Here is a 15,620-nt window from a genome sequence, read left to right as displayed (position 1 = left end):
TGTGAACCAGGCAAGAAGGTCTCCAAACCACTGCAGTCTACAATCAGACCACCTTTGGTTTTGCTGATGACCGTACCTTTGATCACAGTACCATTCTCGTACGAATCAACGATGCTTTCCCAGGCGCGCAGCAGTTTTGCTTTGCGGCGAGAAAGAACCAGCTGGCCGCGCAAGTCTTCCTGTTGTTCCACGTAAACCTCAACAAAATCTCCAATTTTGAGATCCTGAGTGTCGCGGAATTCAGAAAGGGGTACCAAACCGTCCGACTTGTAGTTGATGTCAAGTACTACGTCACCACCGTTAATGGAAGTAACCCGTCCTTTTACAATTTCACTTTCTACCACTGCATTCATGGTAGATTCGTACTGGGTCAGGTATTCTTTGGTTGTTTCCGAAGAATAAACGGCGCCACCTTTGTTGGTAATGCTCCAGTCAAACTCATCGTGTGCAGAATTGGGATCGAAACCACTGTCGAAGAGCAATTCTTCATCCAGTTCATCTTCCTCTTCCTCTTCGCCAGTAGTTGCTTCTGGCTCGTCTTTGATACTCTTGATGATCACCACTGGTTCAGGAGTAGGTTCAATAGCTACTTCTTCCAGGGGCTCATCAGCTGCTGCTGCTACCTCTTCAGCTACGACAACGGTTTCTTCAACCACAGCTTCAACTTCTTCAGTGGTTTCCTCAACCACTTCTTCAGCTACGGCAGCTACTTCTTCTACTTGATCCACGATTTCGGGCGTGCTTTCTACAGCCGTTTCCTCCACCTGATCCTGTGCACCCAGCTCTTCTTGCTCGATGCCATCTTTTTCGTCAATCATAAACTACATTTCTTTCCACGAAAGGTGGAATTTGGTGATGAATTGAATTTTGAGCCGCAAAGGTAGCGTTTTCGATTGAAAATCAAAATAAATTAGTTGAGAAGTTGAAAAGTTTAGGAGTTGAGGCACTTACAACTAAGCATGTTATAGGCACCGAATAATTTCTTAAACTTCTAAACTTCTCAACTTCTAAACTCTAATTTTTTCAACTCTTCAACTATTTTATCCATCTTTGCAGGCGCAAGTTTTCATTCACTCAAAACTGCCTAAACAATGTCTGAAATAGAAAACGCCGGTCGGAAGGGATACTGTGTGATGTATTTCTTTATCTTTTTTATCCTTTTTATTGCGTTGTTGGTGTATTTGTACAACCGCAACTTTGCTTTGCTGCCACCACAGTAAAGTGAAAAGTGAAAAGTGAAAAGCGAAAAGTTAGATCGTGGTTGAATCAATCACTTTTCACTTTTCACTTTTCGCTTTTCACTACTCCGCGTAAATATCTTCAATTTCCGCTTTGTACTTCTCTAAAATTACCCTGCGCTTGAGTTTCATGGTAGGCGTCAGTTCGGCCTCGGTGCCGTCGGACTTGACGGGTTCCCATACTTTGTCCAGCAGGCGGAATTTTTTGATTTGATCAATGTGACTGAAACTTGGATTGATATCATCTACAATGCTTTGGAACTTACCAAGTACTTTGGGGTGATGGAGCATTTCCGGGAAGGTAGTCCATTCCACCTGATTTTCATCACACCAGTCTTTCAAAGCGGGTTCGGCGGGTACGATGAGCGCTGAAACAAATTTACGTTGCTCGCCAATGACCATCATCTGTTCGATGAGGAAATTTTCGCGGAACCTGCTCTCGATAGGAGTGGGGGCTACGTATTTTCCACCAGAGGTTTTGAGCAATTCTTTTTTGCGGTCCGTGATTTGTAAATACTTTCTTCCCCCCGGGCCATCCACCATTTTTCCAACATCTCCGGTACAAAACCAGGTTTTGCCATTGATGGTTTTCATCACAGCTGCAGTTGCTTCTGGTTTGTTGTAATAGCCCATCATGACATTGGGGCCATAAGCCAGAATTTCTCCTTCACCTGGGCGAAAGATGCCATCCGATTCGTCGATCAACACTTCCACCTGGTCAATCACAGGTCCGACAGAACCCAACAAAGCACCACCAGGTTCAAACAAATTCAGGGTGATGACTGGAGAGGTTTCAGTCAGTCCATAACCTTCCCTGATGGGAATCCCGGCAGCAGAAAACACCTGCGCTATCCGCCTTGGGCAAGCGGCTGCACCAGTAGTGATGCCTTTGAGATTGCCACCCAAAGCAGCCCGCCATTTGCTAAAAATCAGCTTGTCGGCTATTTTCCATTGAATGGCCTTCCAGCCCTTGGGCTTAAACTCGTAATGGTAATCCTCCGTTAATTTAAGCGCCCAGAAGAACAATTTTTTCTTTAACCCAGTCAAGTCCAGGCCCTTGTTGTAAATGCGCTCGTAAACTTTTTCCAAAAGGCGAGGTACAGTAGTAAAAAAATGAGGCTTAACGGCCATGAGATCGCCCTGTTCACCCCCCAAATTATCTGTGCCGGTGAAAGCTACTGAAACACCAAAAAGGGTGTAAAGGTAAATGACAACCCTTTCATAGATGTGGCAAACGGGTAAAAAACTCAAAACTGTGTCTCCCGCTACAAAAGGGAAAGCTCCTTTCCCGGCCATGATGTTGCTAATGATGTTGTTGTGCGAAAGCATAACTCCTTTGGGGACACCCGTGGTTCCGGAAGTGTAAATGATGGTAGCCAGCTCTTCAGGCTTGATTTGAGCCTGTAGTGCATCAACTTCCGCTTGGCCATCTTCAGCAAAGATTGTTTCCCAATATGGCTGGCCTTCCTTTTTGTCGAAGGAATAAATTTCTTTTAAAGAAGGGACCTGAGCTTGCGCTGCTTTGACTTTTTCGTATAGGTCACCACCACCAACAAAACAGTACTTAGCTTCAGAGTCGTTAAAAATATAGGCATAATCCTCAGTGGTAATTGTAGCATAAACCGGGACGTTGATGGCCCCAATTTGTTGAATTCCCACGTCGAGAATGGTCCATTCAGGGCGATTTTGGGTCACTGCTACACCGATGCGGTCCCCTTTTTTTACCCCTAATTTGAGCAGCCCCCGGCTAACCTTGTTCCCTAGTTCAATGACTTCTTGAGTGCTGTAGTATTTCCATTCCCCATCGACCCGATGCCCAAAAGCACGCTGCAAAGGGAAATTAGCGGCCTGATAGTGAATCAGGTCGGATAACCTTGTTGGTTCCATAAAAAGTTGGTTTATCTGGATGTTTGGCAGAATTATTCCTTATCTAAATTCCAAAAATAAAAGATTGTTTGGAAAAACTGGATTTTTTCTGCTTTTACAGCCCCAACTTTCATTTATTCACCCCTAATTAAGGATTTATGATTCGGTTGAATTGGCGTTCGTCTTCGATTTCCTTAAAAAAATCACTGATGTATTGGAGGGCATCATCCTTATGAAACCTATCCAGCAAGTCAAAATTTTTGATAAAGTCCAGTACTGCTGTTTTACTTTGTAAAAATTGTTTGCGCAGCATTGCTCCTTCCGGTGCAGCAACCACCCCTCCTTTAAAATACCGTTCGCGTACATCCTTGATGGGCAAAGACTCATGAGGAACTGCGTAGGGTGCATTCACCAATCCGGAGTAATCGAAGTCGTAAGGAACCGGGATGACTTTTTTGGTGGTAGTATGTTCAAAAAAACGAGTGTTGTGGCTATTGCCAAAAGCCCAATCCGTATTGCCAATCATGTATTCATAAAAGACGAAATTCAGGAAATGTTGCCGGGCAAATTGGCGGGTATCTTTGGGCCGCTCTTCCATTAGTGTACAAGCCATACGTTCGGCCACCTGCTCCTCATCTTCGACAATGAATCCAATTTTTTCAGTTGGTTTTCCAGGGTTGTTGGTATCGATCAAGTTGATTTTAACCAATTTTGCCCGGAAGCTGGCCGGAGAGATCAGGTTGTACAAGCGATACGCCAGGTATTCCTTATAAATGAACTGCTCAAAAGCACCTGAGGGTTTACACTCCCAAACAATTTTCATTTCGTTGTGGGGCAAATAACCTTCGCCGGTCAGGACTGATTTTTTGATCTTTAGCTTAATTGGTGGGTGCAAACAAATGTCCTTGCGGGTTTTTCCACGTGGTCGGATTTCTACAGTATACACTTTATCATCACCGGCTGAGTTTTTGTATTTCAGCATAGCGGGCTGGTATTTTTCGTCGGCTTTTCCTTTCATCAGGGCCTTTAGGTCCGTTTCCAAAGTGACTTCCAAAGCGCCAAGGCTATCTTCTTTCAGCAATTGATCAAACCAACTGATGCCTTTGCTCGCTACAGCAGGGCTGGAAGCCTCTTGAGCCTGGAGCCTGATTGAGCCCAGTAGTAAGGTAAGTAAGAACAAAGACCGGGTTAAAGGATGTAGATTTCTCATGATTTTAACTATAAAGTTCGTTAATGTTTTTGGCGTGCGTGGCTAGAATTTTTTTGCGGCGGAGTTTAAGCGTGGCCGTCATTTCTCCACTTTCTTCTGTCCATGCTTCGTGCAGCAATATGAATTGTTGTACCTGTTGATAAGGTGGTAAACCCTGATTCAGGCGTTCGAGTTCCTGTTTGAAAAAACGCTGTACTTTGGGGTTCAATACCATAAATTGAGGTGCTGTCCAATGTACTTTTTGTGCTCGGCACCATTCTTCCAGTTTGTCAAAACGTGGAACGATCAGGGCAAAAGGCCCAGGTTTACTGGCACCTGCTACCAGGCATTGCTGGATGTATTCGGACTGGTAAAGCTGCTTTTCCACAGCTTCTGGAGCGATGAATTTCCCCGCTCCGGTTTTGAACATATCGTCTTGCCTGCCCTTAATGTTTAAAAAACGTTTGTGTACCCATTGCCCCAAATCCCCGGTCCGCAACCAACCATCTTCAGTCATTACCTCTCGTGTTGATTCGGGTTGCTGATAATAACCTAGCATAACATTGGGCCCCTTGACTTGTACCTCGCCTACGCCCTCTTCATTGGGGTTGACAATGCGCAGATCAACTCCCGGGATGGGTATTCCCACTGTTCCAAAACGAGCTCCTCCGGGCTCAAAACGGTTAAAAGCTATGACCGGAGAAGTTTCAGTAAGTCCATAGCCTTCCCTTACTTTTAATCCTGCTGCCGAAAACAAACGCCCAAGTTCTGGATTCAAGGCCGCAGCGCCGACTCCAATTCCCTCGATCCGGCCCCCAAACATTTTGCGCCAGCGGTTAAAAACCAGCACCCGCGCTAAAGTTAGACGCAACCAGTAAGCCAGGGGTTGTCGCGTTCCATCGTAATAATTTTTGCCCAGTTGAATGGCCCATTTCAGGATTTTTCTGCGCCATAAGGAGCCTTTGCGCGCATGAGCCATAATTTGTTCAATCAAGCGCTCAATGATCAAGGGAACTGCGGTGATGAAATGGGGGCGCACCTCGCGCAGGTTATTCAATAGTTGCTCTTGCCCTTCTGCATAGGTTACACTCGCGCCCACTGCCATGTATATGTAAACAACCATCCGTTCAAAAATATGGCTGAGGGGCAGAAAGCTTAAAGTTTGATGTTCACAATTGACGGGAAGTAGTGCTATTGTAGATTTAATGTTGCTAATGATGTTTTGATGGGAAAGCATCACTCCCTTGGGCTTACCCGTGGTGCCGGAGGTGTAAATAATCGTAGCCAGGTCATTTTCCACAATGTTTTCTCGCAATGTAGCACTTGTGGTCAACTCTTCCGAACTGGGGTCTGACAACAATTCCAGTACGCATGGATTTACTTCAGGCATTGGATAAAATGGAATAACCCATTCCAACGCAGTATCGGCTTGAAGCGAGTGAATACTCGTGTATAAATCTTCTGTATCCGTAAAACATACCCGAACCAGTGCATCTTGCAAAATGAACTGCAACTCCTCGAGTCCTGAAGTGGCGTGCAGGGGGACCACAATTACCCCGATTTGTTGCATGCCCAGATCTAAAAAATTCCAGTATGGACTGCCGTGGCGCGCAATTATTGCCGCCCGATCGCCTGGTTTCAATCCCAGGCGCAGTAAAAATGCGCTTACTTGGTTTATCTTGTGCAGGCAATCAGCCGTGGAAAAACTGTGCCTTTGCCCTTGCCGTTTATAGGCTAAAGCTGCCTCGTTGGGAAAACGAGCTTCCTGATACCTAAATAAATCAAAAAGGCGGTGGTAGTCCATCTTGCACAAGTAATGGGGCAAAAATAAGCGTTCGTTTTTCCTGAGCCAAAGGATTAGGTAAAGAACTTGAAATGAATCGTTTATCTGCCGAATCTTTTGGCAAAATGAACCCTTGTTTTTATCACCCTAATAAGCTTTGACAAAGTAAGGATAATTTTATGGATTATTTAAAGTTGCTTAAAAAATGAAGCATTTGGAAGAACTGCAAACTTTATTGCTCCTGGGGACTGACCAAACACCATTAGGAGAAGAATTATTGCAGTACCTGCAAGCCGAAGGTGTCGCGTTGACGGATCTCCCTGAAAATTCAGCGGGAATGGCTATGGTTTATTTTAGGCAATGGCGAAGAGCAGGTTTTTCATTGGAAGAGTGGAAGGGCGAGCTGCCGGTGACGGAAAATTACACCCAATCGGAACTCGAGTGTAGTGCAGCATCTGCGCGCTGTTTGCAGGAAATTTTAGGGGGAAAATACAGTGACGCACTAGGGGAATGGGTAAACCTCTTACTACAGGCACAACAGGTGTTGCCCAGGGAAGCATTGCCTGCCCTCTTTCAACGAAGTTTGAGCGACCCTGAACTTTGGGAGACAATTCGAGTAGCTATAGGCAGCCGGGGAAAATGGCTGCTGTTACAAAATCCAGTTTGGCAACCTTTGTGGGAAACTTCTCCAAAAACGGACTGGAACACCAGTACCGGCGCGGCCCGCCTGGCACTTTTGCGAAGCATACGCAAGCATGACCCTGCCTTGGGTTTGAAAGAATTGCAAAGCAGTTGGGAAACAGAAGACCCTGGCCAGAAAGCGGCTTTGTTGGCCGAACTCAACCAGGGATTGAGCCTTCAGGATGAAACATTTTTAGAGCATTGCCTGCAAGACCGCCGCAAAGAAACCCGCCAGGTGGCAGCGGAACTTCTGGCGAGAATACCCAATTCAGGGCTATTCCAACGTTATTTGGGCTATTTACAGGCATGTGTTGAGGTGAAAGACAATAAAGTGATCCTGAATTTACCCAGCGAAGCACCAGAAACCTGGCGTAAGGATGGAGTTGAAATGGGAGGAAAAGCCCCTTTTTCATTCACCCAGCGCAGTGCCTGGGTATTTCAGTTGATGCGTCGTTTGCCCCCCCAATATTGGCAAAGCGAGTGGGGATTGGCACCCTTGCAAGCCATCCACCTTTTTGCCCAACAGGATCGGGAGGAAAGTTGGGTACAAGCGCTTACCGACGCCAGTTTGTTGCACCATGATCTAGTTTGGCAAGCGGCCTTGGCTGAGTGGTGGCTGAATCAGCCGGGAGCAAGCAGTTGGCAAACTACTCCAGGCCGGCATCTTTTGCAAATGCTACCAGGTGACTCCTTGCAGCAATTATTGCTGCCTTTTTTACAAAAACAAAGCTATTTGCTTGAAGAAGACCATGTAGCCACCTATCTGCTTTGTGCCAATCCGCAGCCATGGAGCGAGGAGCTGAGTATGGCTGTGTTGCAACCTTTTAAGCGTTACTTGGCAGGCGCAGACAACCCATTTTGGAACATTTGGCATTATACCCGTATCCTTAAAGCACTTGCATACCATTGCCCGCCAGGACTTTATGCAACGCTAAATGGGGGCTGGAATGTAGATTCACCACTTTGGCAACGTTGGCAGGGAGAGGTGGAACGGATGTTGGCCGTGTTGCAGTTTAGGGCAAAAATGCAGCAAACATTTCAACAAACTGCCTGAACCTGGTTTAGGGAACAGCAGGCTAGGGTTTTAATCCCTGAACAGGCCGTATAGGTTAATTCTACGTTAAAGTAAAGCGCCTCCGTTACAAATGCATTAATTTTGCCAAAGGTACATTTTAACTTTTGTTAGGTGCCTAGGGCAAAACATTGAACAGTGCTGCCTATCTTGTAGTTTTAACCGGAACAGGCTTCGGGCTTGTGGTAGATCATATGCTGGAACAGAATGAATAAAAAGGCAATTTGGATTATTATTGGTTTGATGAGCGCAGCGGTGCTGGGGGTCATTTTGGTACAAATCGATTTGATACAAACCTCCATGTCGGTGAATGAGGAACGTTTTGACAAAAACGTGCAGGAAGCATTGGTAAAAGTAAGTGACCGGCTCGAGGATTACGAACGCGCTGAATATTTCAGCTCAGTCAATGGGTTTATGATGGCTTATCAGGAGCAACAGAGTGTCAAAAAAACCAACAAGCCCGACAACGTCAATGTGCCAGACCCTGAACATTCGGCTGGCTCAGTACAACAGTACTATGTTCAGATCATGGCTGAATACCCAGGAATGCAAGTTTTGTTTGATCAAAATAAAACCATGCGTTCATTGGAAGAGCGCATCAAAGTGTCCAATCTAGATTTGGCCATCCATCAGGAATTTGAAAAAAGAGGGATCAATCCCAAAAACAGCAAATTTACTTTTCATTACGGCGTTTGGTCCAATGAAAAAAATGGTATGATCATTGAAGATGGTCATTACGTTTACGATGATTTTGGAGCCAAAGGCCCTGCTCCAACTTACAACGCTGCCAGCCTTTACAATCCTGATTATTCCGTAGCTGTATTCCAGCATTCCAAAATACCCCCCGGGGAGCTCAGGGTTTATTTTCCCAATCGCACCAATATCATTTTGAGTTCATTGTGGAAAAATGCAGCAGGTACGGCACTGTTTGCGATGATTATTTTGTTTTGTTTTGCCTATACCCTGATGGTCATTTTCCAGCAAAAAAAGCTGTCGGAAATGAAAACGGATTTCATCAACAACATGACCCACGAGTTCAAAACGCCCATTGCTACCATCTCGCTGGCTTCCGACTCGATTGTTTCACCCATTATTTTGAACAACCCCGAGAAAGTACAACGCTTTGCCAACATAATAAAACAGGAAAATAAGCGTATGAATAGTCAGGTAGAGAAAGTCCTGCAAATGGCCTTGATCGACAAGCGCGATTTTTCCTTAAAACTGACCGAAGTCAACCTGCACGAGGTGATACAGGCGGCTGTAGAGAACATTTCGCTGCGGGTTGAAAAACGAGACGGTGTGGTGAAACCATCCCTGCTTGCTACCAAACCAATCATTGAAGGAGATCTCACCCACGTTGCCAATGTGATCAATAACCTTTTGGACAACGCTGAAAAGTATTCTCCCGACAAGCCTGAAATCAGCATCAGTACCCGTGATGTATCCAATGGGGTAGAGGTGGTGGTGCAGGACAAAGGTATTGGCATCAGCAAGGAAGCGCGTAAACAGATTTTTGACAAATTTTATCGTGTTCCAACGGGCAACTTGCACGATGTTAAAGGATTTGGCTTAGGGCTTAGTTACGTCAAAGCCATGATGACCGCCCACAAAGGTTCGGTGGAAGTAAAAAGTGAACCAGGGAAGGGTAGCAGTTTTATTCTGACTTTTCCCTACCAAGTAGAAGCATAAAATGGTTAGCCTCTTCGGCAATTGTGAAACAAAGCCAAAGAGGTAAACCCCCAAAAATATACGCTTATGGCAAACAATAGAATTTTACTTGTTGAAGACGATCAGAATTTTGGAGACGTATTGCGCTCCTATCTGGAAATGCATGATTACGATGTAACCTTGGCCAAGGATGGGGTAGAAGGATTGGAAAGTTACAAAAAAGGCCATTTTGATTTGTGCATCTTTGATGTGATGATGCCCAAAAAAGATGGGTTTACACTAGCCAGAGAAATTCGGGAAAAAGACCGCGAAATGCCGATTGTATTCCTCACCGCCAAAACCATGAAAGATGATGTTTTGGAAGGATTTCGGATTGGCGCGGACGATTATATCTCTAAACCCTTCAATTCTGAAGAGCTACTTTTTCGCATTCACGCCATCTTGAAAAGGAGCCAGCAAGGCAAGGCTGATGCGAAAGATGAGGTGAAAGAATTTTTCATTGGTAAATATCACTTTAATTTTCCATTAAGAATTCTTACATTTGCGGAAAGTGGTGAAGAAGAGAAACATAAGCTCTCCCCGAAGGAAGCTTCTCTCTTAAAAATGTTTGCTTTAAATGTGAACGATATTCTTCCTAGATCGGAAGCACTATCTGAAATTTGGGGCGAAGACAACTATTTCACTGCACGCTCGATGGATGTATTTGTGACTAAATTGCGCAAATACCTACGAAGAGACGACAACATCGAAATCGTTAACATTCACGGCAATGGATTTCAATTGCTCGTGAAGTCGGATCAAGAAGCATAAAATAGTTTTTGGGATTATGATTACGGCTGGGAAGTCATTTGGGCTTACCCAGCTTTTTTATTTTTAAACCCATTTTACCGCTTTACCATCACTCCGGCATCAAAACCCTTTTTTGTTAAAGTTTTGGCCAAGGATTTGGCTTCACTAGCCTGGCCAAAATGATCAACCAGTACGGATGCATATTTTCCACGGTTGAATTTTGCAATTCGAGCATTGACATAACCCAGCTTTTTAACCATTTGTAACTGAGTTTGGGCCTGACTCATTTGTTCAAATGAACCAATGAGCACCATGTAACGACCAGCAGATAGGCTTGCTGTTTCGCTGGCCGTGTTATTTACAGGAGGCGTTACTGGTTTTATTTCTGTTACCGCAGGTTTTTCAGCATTACGTAGGACTGGTGTTTTTTCTTCAGGAATTACTTCTGGTTCCGGTTCAATTCCGGCTCCAGGGCCTGGTTGATTGTTTTCGGAAGTATCTTCGGCAGGAAAACCACTTGTATCCTCTTTTTGAACTTGGGTATTGTCCGTTTTTACCACTTCTGTAGTTGTGGTGTTTGTTGCAGAATGGGGGAGGTTCACATATCGGTAAACCAGATAGATCAGGGCCGCAATGCACAGGGCCACAATTCCGATGGTTAAATAATCAAGTCTGGACATGGAGGTGTTTTTTTGTTTTCAGAAGGAATTTATGGGTAAAATTGGTTATAGGTTCCATCCAATGGTTTATACTAAGGCATTGGCACGCTAAACTGCAGTCCGTCGTACCCCAATTCAACGCCAAAAGGTAATGTTTTATTGATTGTTGCATGTTTGCCCATGCGATGGCTCATGTGGGTCAAAAAACTGCGTTGCGGTTTCAGGGTTTGGATCAAATCCAGGGCACCCTCCAAATTCAGGTGTGAATAGTGTTCGGTATGGTGCAGGGCGTTCACCACCAGTGTGTGCAGGTTTTGAAGTTTATGCATTTCAGGTTCCTCGATCTGTCGAACGTCAGTTAGGTAGGCAAAATCACCTACCCGAAAGCCCAGAATGGGCAATTTCCCATGCATTACTTCAACGGGAGTAAACGAAATGTCCTTGATGGTAAACACCGTTTTTTTGTCAATTTGAACCAAACTCACCATTGGCGCACCAGGATAACGCTTATCTCCTTCAGCAAAAACATAGGCGAAGCGGGTACGCAACTCTGTTTGTACTTTCTGGGTGGCAAAAACAGGCATATCTCCTCCTTGTTTGAAATTATAGGGGCGCACATCGTCGAGGCCTACAATATGGTCATTGTGCTCGTGAGTCATCACGATGGCATCGAGGTGCTGGATGTTCGCAGCCAACATTTGTTGGCGGAAATCGGGACCGCAGTCAATAGCTACCGAAGTAATGCCCAAGCGCAAATGAGCGGCAGTGCGCAATCTCCTGTCGCGTGCATCCGTGGATTGGCATACTTCACAATCACAGCCTAAAACGGGGACTCCCTGCGAAGTACCCGTGCCGGTAAGGGTTACAATCAGTTCGATGGTTCGTCTTCGTTTTCTTCGTTGATAGAATTATTGCGAATGGCTTTAAGCAATTTGCTCGATTTTTCGCTCAGTTTATCCTCCGTATATTCAATAACGCCAAGCACCTCCAATAACACATTGATGCGCGATTCGGTATCGAAAAATTTGTTCACTACGGCGATTTTTCGATTTTCGACAATACAATACCCAGATTGGAAAGACCCTTTTTCATAACGTACGGTGTAATCCAGTTCGCTGAAGAGGGTCTCTAGTTTTTTTAGAAAATGCGTCGTGTATTTGACCATGCTGTGCAAAAAATGGTTTATTGTGAGGCGAATTTAGGCAGGAGTAGGAAATTAGTCCGTCATTTGATGGGCTTATTTTGGATAAAATCACAATCACACCCTTTAATTGATCCATAATGCGGATAAAACTGATTTTTTTTCTGGGCTTTCTCATGCTGAGCACGGTTGTGAAACTTGGTGCTCAAAATCGATTCAAAGCCAGTGGCGTTGCAGGCTTGAATTTGTCTCAAATTGATGGCGATTTGTTGACTGGTTTCGATTTGCCGGGCTTACACGCGGGCATGCAGGTGAGCGCAATCCTGAGTGAACGTTGGGAACTGGGTGTGGAGCTCTTGTACAATCAGCAAGGTAGTCAACGCAATTTGTACTCCAACTCTCAATCCATTTACGATAAAATCCGGCTCAATATGGTAGAAGCACCCGTGCAAATTTTATTCAACGAATGGAAATTTCAACTCAGCGCCGGACTTTCTTATGCCCGTATTATCAACGCCGAAGTAATAGATGTAAGTGGTGCGATCATTACCGAGCAGGAAAACTTCCGCAATGATTTGATCAATGTGGTATTGGGCGGAACCTTTAATTTTTCCGAACGTTGGGGATTCAATGTGCGCTGGTCACGATCCCTTAACAATTTGCGACAGAACAAATCCGACGGTTTGTTCGTGGCACGCAACCTGGGCATCCGGGCACTGTATTATTTTTAAGAACGTGTAAAACTTTAAAGTATGACCCTTGCCATCATCGATTTGGGGACCAATATCTTCCACCTGCGCATTGTTCAGGTTATGCCAGATGGCTCATTTGAGGCGGTTTTTCGCCAAAGCCGTTTCATCAAACTGGCATCGGAAGGCATTGGTACCATTGGGGCTGAACCCTTCCAACGGGGCATTGACTGTTTGACCGATTATGCTCACATCTTGTCTCAACATCAGGTTGACAAAACCAAAGCCATTGGCACGGCTGCGCTACGGACGGCCAGCAATGGTGCCATTTTTATTCAAACGATAAAAGAAAAAACCGGCCTGGACATTACCTTGATCGATGGTGACCAGGAGGCACATTACATCCATAAGGGAGTGGAACAAGCGGTTCAATTTGGGGCGGATAAAAAACTCATTATGGACATTGGTGGGGGTAGTGTGGAGTTCATCATAGCAGATTTGGATACAGTGTATTGGGCACAAAGTTTCCCCGTAGGTATGGCCATTTTATACGGGCAGTTTCACCATAGCGACCCGATTGGGGCAATTGAGATAGAAGCCTTGCACAGTTTTCTCCAGCAACAATTGGTGCCGCTCAGTCACGCTTTGGCCCAGCATACCATCAGTGATTTGGTGGGGACCAAAGGTACCTTTGATGTTTTGGTTGCTCAATTCAGCAAAGAAAAACTGGGGCCTCATTGTGCAGTGTTGCCCGTAGCTGAGCTGAGTGAGCTACCTGCTTTTTTTGAGCGAGTCATTCAAGCTACTAAAGCCGAACTCCTGGCCATGCCCGAAATTCCAGATGATAGGATCGACATGATTGTAGTAGGAATGCTGCTGATTCGTTTTGTGCTTCAAATGACCGGAGTGCCTCGATTGCTGGTCTCGGATTATGATGTTAAAGAAGGTGTTTTGGCTGAAATGCTTAATGCTTAAGCAAAAAGTAGCGCCGATCAAGGATGGCCGGCGCTGCACAAATAACCATTAAAACAGATGATAAAAAATTCAGGGTCATAGGTGATGAATAACGCAGAAAAACTAGTCTCCCAATTTTTTGCGTTACACTAAGACAAAGTTCGATCAATTGATAAACTTTTGCAATACCCTTGAAAGGGGAAAAAATACTCCCCGAAAACAGGGATAGTAGGGGCAACCCTTGCGGTTGACCGATCCTCGCGGTTGCCCAACGATGGAAAATTCCATTAATTCCCAACCCAAAGCTGCTTTTGCAGCACCATATCTTCTCTTTTTACAAAAGTAATCGGCACAAACTCATCGGTAGGCGAGCCAATATAATACAAGGTCCAGTCCTTGTCGTATTTGGAAAGCATGTATCGAATACACTCCGCTCGGTCGACTACTGGGATATTACAATCTTCCCAATAGAACAACTCTACCCGGTAATGAATGGCTTGTTTTTGACCGTTAATGGTTACTTCGATCTCGATGTCTTGTTTACCACGGCCGCTTGGAATGGGTATAGCAATAAACGCCATAGTGTACTGTTTTCAGGTGAAGAAATGTGGTTTTAGCCTATTTATATTTTGCTACGAAGGTTCAAAGAACCATTAAAAAGGGTGCCTTTTAGTCTTCGTGGCGTTTGTGTTATTCAGAGCGCAAGGACTTCACCGGATCGGCCAGTGCAGCGCGTATGCTTTGAAACGAAACCGTAACGAAGGCGATACCCAAGGTTAGCATAGCCACCACTGCAAAAACCCACCAGGAAATCTGAATGCGGTAAGTGTAATCATCCAACCAGGCATCCATCAAATACCAGGCAATTGGTGAAGCTACCAAAATAGAAATGGCAACCAGGAGTAAAAACTCGCGGGACATAAGCAAAACGATATTGCTCAGGCTGGCGCCCAAAACCTTGCGCACCCCAATTTCTTTGACTCTTTGTTCGGCACTAAAAGCCGCCAAGCCAAACAGGCCCAGACAAGCCACAAAAATGGCCAGGAAAGAAAAGACCCGGGCCAATTTCCCAATCAACTGCTCACTCTTGTACAATTCATTAAAATCTTTGTCTACAAAGTCATATTCAAAGGGATATGCTGGGTTGTGTTTTTTGAATACCTGTTCGATGGCGCTGATGGTTTCTGGGGCTGGTCGTGTGCCATCCAATTTCAAAGAAGCCAAACTACGCCATTCGGGATTAAAGGTGAAAAAGAAAGGTTCGATCTGGGAATGAATGGAGTTGAAATGGAAATTTTTGGTGACCCCGATGATTTTTACCTTGTTGTCCCACAAATCAATGGTTTGACCAATCGGGTCTTTTAATCCCATCCTTTTGATGGCGAGTTCATTAAAAATGACGCTTAAGGTATCATTCAGGTTGCCCTTTTGAAAGTCGCGGCCTTCTACCAGCTCGATGCGGTAGGTTTTTAAAAATCCAGGATCGACAGCGGTATTGGAAAACAGTATTTGATCTTTCGGGTTTTTACCTGGCCAGTTGAGGTTGTAAGTGGAGCTGCCGATTTGGGTAATGCCATTGCCAGATGCAGCTACAGACTCTACTCCACGGATTGCACTCAACTCGGTGTTGACCGGATCAAATCGCTCCCCGATATCCCCACGCAACCATACACGTAGCACATTTTCCCGATTGTAACCCAAAGAGCGATTCTGGATGTGCTGGATTTGTTGGTACACCAGAATTGAGCCAATGACCAGGATGGCGCACAAGGAAAACTGGATCACAACGAGGCCCTTGCGTAATAAAACCGCAGAATTCCCTGATTTAAACACTCCTTTCAGGGTTTGAATAATATGGAAACCCGACATGTAAATGGCAGGGTAGCTACCG

At 45.0% G+C, this 15,620-nt stretch carries 15 protein-coding genes; 6 read left to right on the top strand and 9 right to left on the bottom strand.

Annotated elements, in window-relative coordinates; translation table 11 throughout:
- Nucleotides 1–818, bottom strand: an 818-nt coding sequence (locus tag SFV55_RS07950) for a S1 RNA-binding domain-containing protein (RefSeq protein ID WP_320028953.1), incomplete at its 3' end; no start/stop codon positions are given.
- A gap of 273 nt (nt 819–1,091) precedes the next feature.
- On the opposite strand from SFV55_RS07950, the gene SFV55_RS07945 reads away from it, so the two are divergent.
- Entirely contained in the window at nt 1,092–1,220 is a 129-nt protein-coding gene (locus SFV55_RS07945) for a hypothetical protein (protein ID WP_320028952.1), read from the top strand.
- 81 nt (nt 1,221–1,301) lie between these two features.
- On the opposite strand, the gene SFV55_RS07940 is transcribed toward SFV55_RS07945, so the two are convergent.
- From SFV55_RS07940 to SFV55_RS07930, 3 genes are all read right to left on the bottom strand, one after another.
- Nucleotides 1,302–3,125 carry a long-chain fatty acid--CoA ligase gene (locus tag SFV55_RS07940; protein ID WP_320028951.1) on the bottom strand — a complete coding sequence of 608 codons (1,824 nt, stop codon included), beginning with the start codon at nt 3,123–3,125 and terminating at the stop codon, nt 1,302–1,304.
- Between the two features lie 127 nt (nt 3,126–3,252).
- Nucleotides 3,253–4,314 carry a hypothetical protein gene (locus SFV55_RS07935; RefSeq protein WP_320028950.1) on the bottom strand — a complete coding sequence of 354 codons (1,062 nt, stop codon included), beginning with the start codon at nt 4,312–4,314 and terminating at the stop codon, nt 3,253–3,255.
- A gap of 4 nt (nt 4,315–4,318) precedes the next feature.
- Nucleotides 4,319–6,097 carry a long-chain fatty acid--CoA ligase gene (locus SFV55_RS07930; RefSeq protein ID WP_320028949.1) on the bottom strand — a complete coding sequence of 593 codons (1,779 nt, stop codon included), beginning with the start codon at nt 6,095–6,097 and terminating at the stop codon, nt 4,319–4,321.
- 184 nt (nt 6,098–6,281) lie between these two features.
- On the opposite strand from SFV55_RS07930, the gene SFV55_RS07925 reads away from it, so the two are divergent.
- The 3 genes from SFV55_RS07925 to SFV55_RS07915 all read left to right on the top strand — a co-directional run bounded on the left by SFV55_RS07925 (nt 6,282) and on the right by SFV55_RS07915 (nt 10,307).
- Complete coding sequence (locus SFV55_RS07925; protein ID WP_320028948.1) at nt 6,282–7,811, top strand: DUF5691 domain-containing protein; 1,530 nt, start codon at nt 6,282–6,284, stop codon at nt 7,809–7,811.
- A gap of 225 nt (nt 7,812–8,036) precedes the next feature.
- Complete coding sequence (locus SFV55_RS07920; RefSeq protein WP_320028947.1) at nt 8,037–9,518, top strand: HAMP domain-containing sensor histidine kinase; 1,482 nt, start codon at nt 8,037–8,039, stop codon at nt 9,516–9,518.
- A gap of 66 nt (nt 9,519–9,584) precedes the next feature.
- Nucleotides 9,585–10,307: a response regulator transcription factor gene (locus SFV55_RS07915; protein ID WP_320028946.1), complete on the top strand. Its 723-nt coding sequence runs from the start codon at nt 9,585–9,587 to the stop codon at nt 10,305–10,307.
- Between the two features lie 74 nt (nt 10,308–10,381).
- On the opposite strand, the gene SFV55_RS07910 is transcribed toward SFV55_RS07915, so the two are convergent.
- The 3 genes from SFV55_RS07910 to SFV55_RS07900 form a co-directional block, all read right to left on the bottom strand.
- Entirely contained in the window at nt 10,382–10,966 is a 585-nt protein-coding gene (locus SFV55_RS07910; RefSeq protein WP_320028945.1) for an SPOR domain-containing protein, read from the bottom strand.
- A 71-nt stretch (nt 10,967–11,037) separates the two neighbouring features.
- Nucleotides 11,038–11,718, bottom strand: coding sequence for an MBL fold metallo-hydrolase (locus SFV55_RS07905; RefSeq protein WP_320028944.1), 681 nt, complete (start codon nt 11,716–11,718; stop codon nt 11,038–11,040).
- 95 nt (nt 11,719–11,813) lie between these two features.
- The gene (locus SFV55_RS07900; protein ID WP_320028943.1) at nt 11,814–12,110 is read right to left on the bottom strand and encodes a hypothetical protein; all 297 of its coding nucleotides are present in this window, start codon (nt 12,108–12,110) and stop codon (nt 11,814–11,816) included.
- Nucleotides 12,111–12,226: 116 nt separating this feature from the next.
- Here SFV55_RS07900 and SFV55_RS07895 point away from each other — a divergent pair, with 116 nt between their 5' ends.
- Both SFV55_RS07895 and SFV55_RS07890 read left to right on the top strand, forming a co-directional pair.
- Nucleotides 12,227–12,817 carry an outer membrane beta-barrel protein gene (locus SFV55_RS07895; protein ID WP_320028942.1) on the top strand — a complete coding sequence of 197 codons (591 nt, stop codon included), beginning with the start codon at nt 12,227–12,229 and terminating at the stop codon, nt 12,815–12,817.
- Between the two features lie 21 nt (nt 12,818–12,838).
- Nucleotides 12,839–13,750 carry a hypothetical protein gene (locus SFV55_RS07890; RefSeq protein ID WP_320028941.1) on the top strand — a complete coding sequence of 304 codons (912 nt, stop codon included), beginning with the start codon at nt 12,839–12,841 and terminating at the stop codon, nt 13,748–13,750.
- Between the two features lie 266 nt (nt 13,751–14,016).
- Here SFV55_RS07890 and SFV55_RS07885 read toward each other — a convergent pair whose 3' ends face one another.
- Both SFV55_RS07885 and SFV55_RS07880 read right to left on the bottom strand, forming a co-directional pair.
- The gene (locus SFV55_RS07885) at nt 14,017–14,310 is read right to left on the bottom strand and encodes a hypothetical protein (protein WP_320028940.1); all 294 of its coding nucleotides are present in this window, start codon (nt 14,308–14,310) and stop codon (nt 14,017–14,019) included.
- Nucleotides 14,311–14,419: 109 nt separating this feature from the next.
- Nucleotides 14,420–15,620: ABC transporter permease (locus SFV55_RS07880; protein WP_320028939.1), on the bottom strand; the 1,201-nt coding region annotated here is incomplete at its 5' end.

This window comes from Haliscomenobacter sp., from assembly GCF_033763495.1.
Lineage (GTDB): Bacteria > Bacteroidota > Bacteroidia > Chitinophagales > Saprospiraceae > Haliscomenobacter.
The sequence above is the reverse complement of the archived record's forward strand: the minus strand, read 5'-3'. Positions and strand labels throughout refer to the sequence as shown.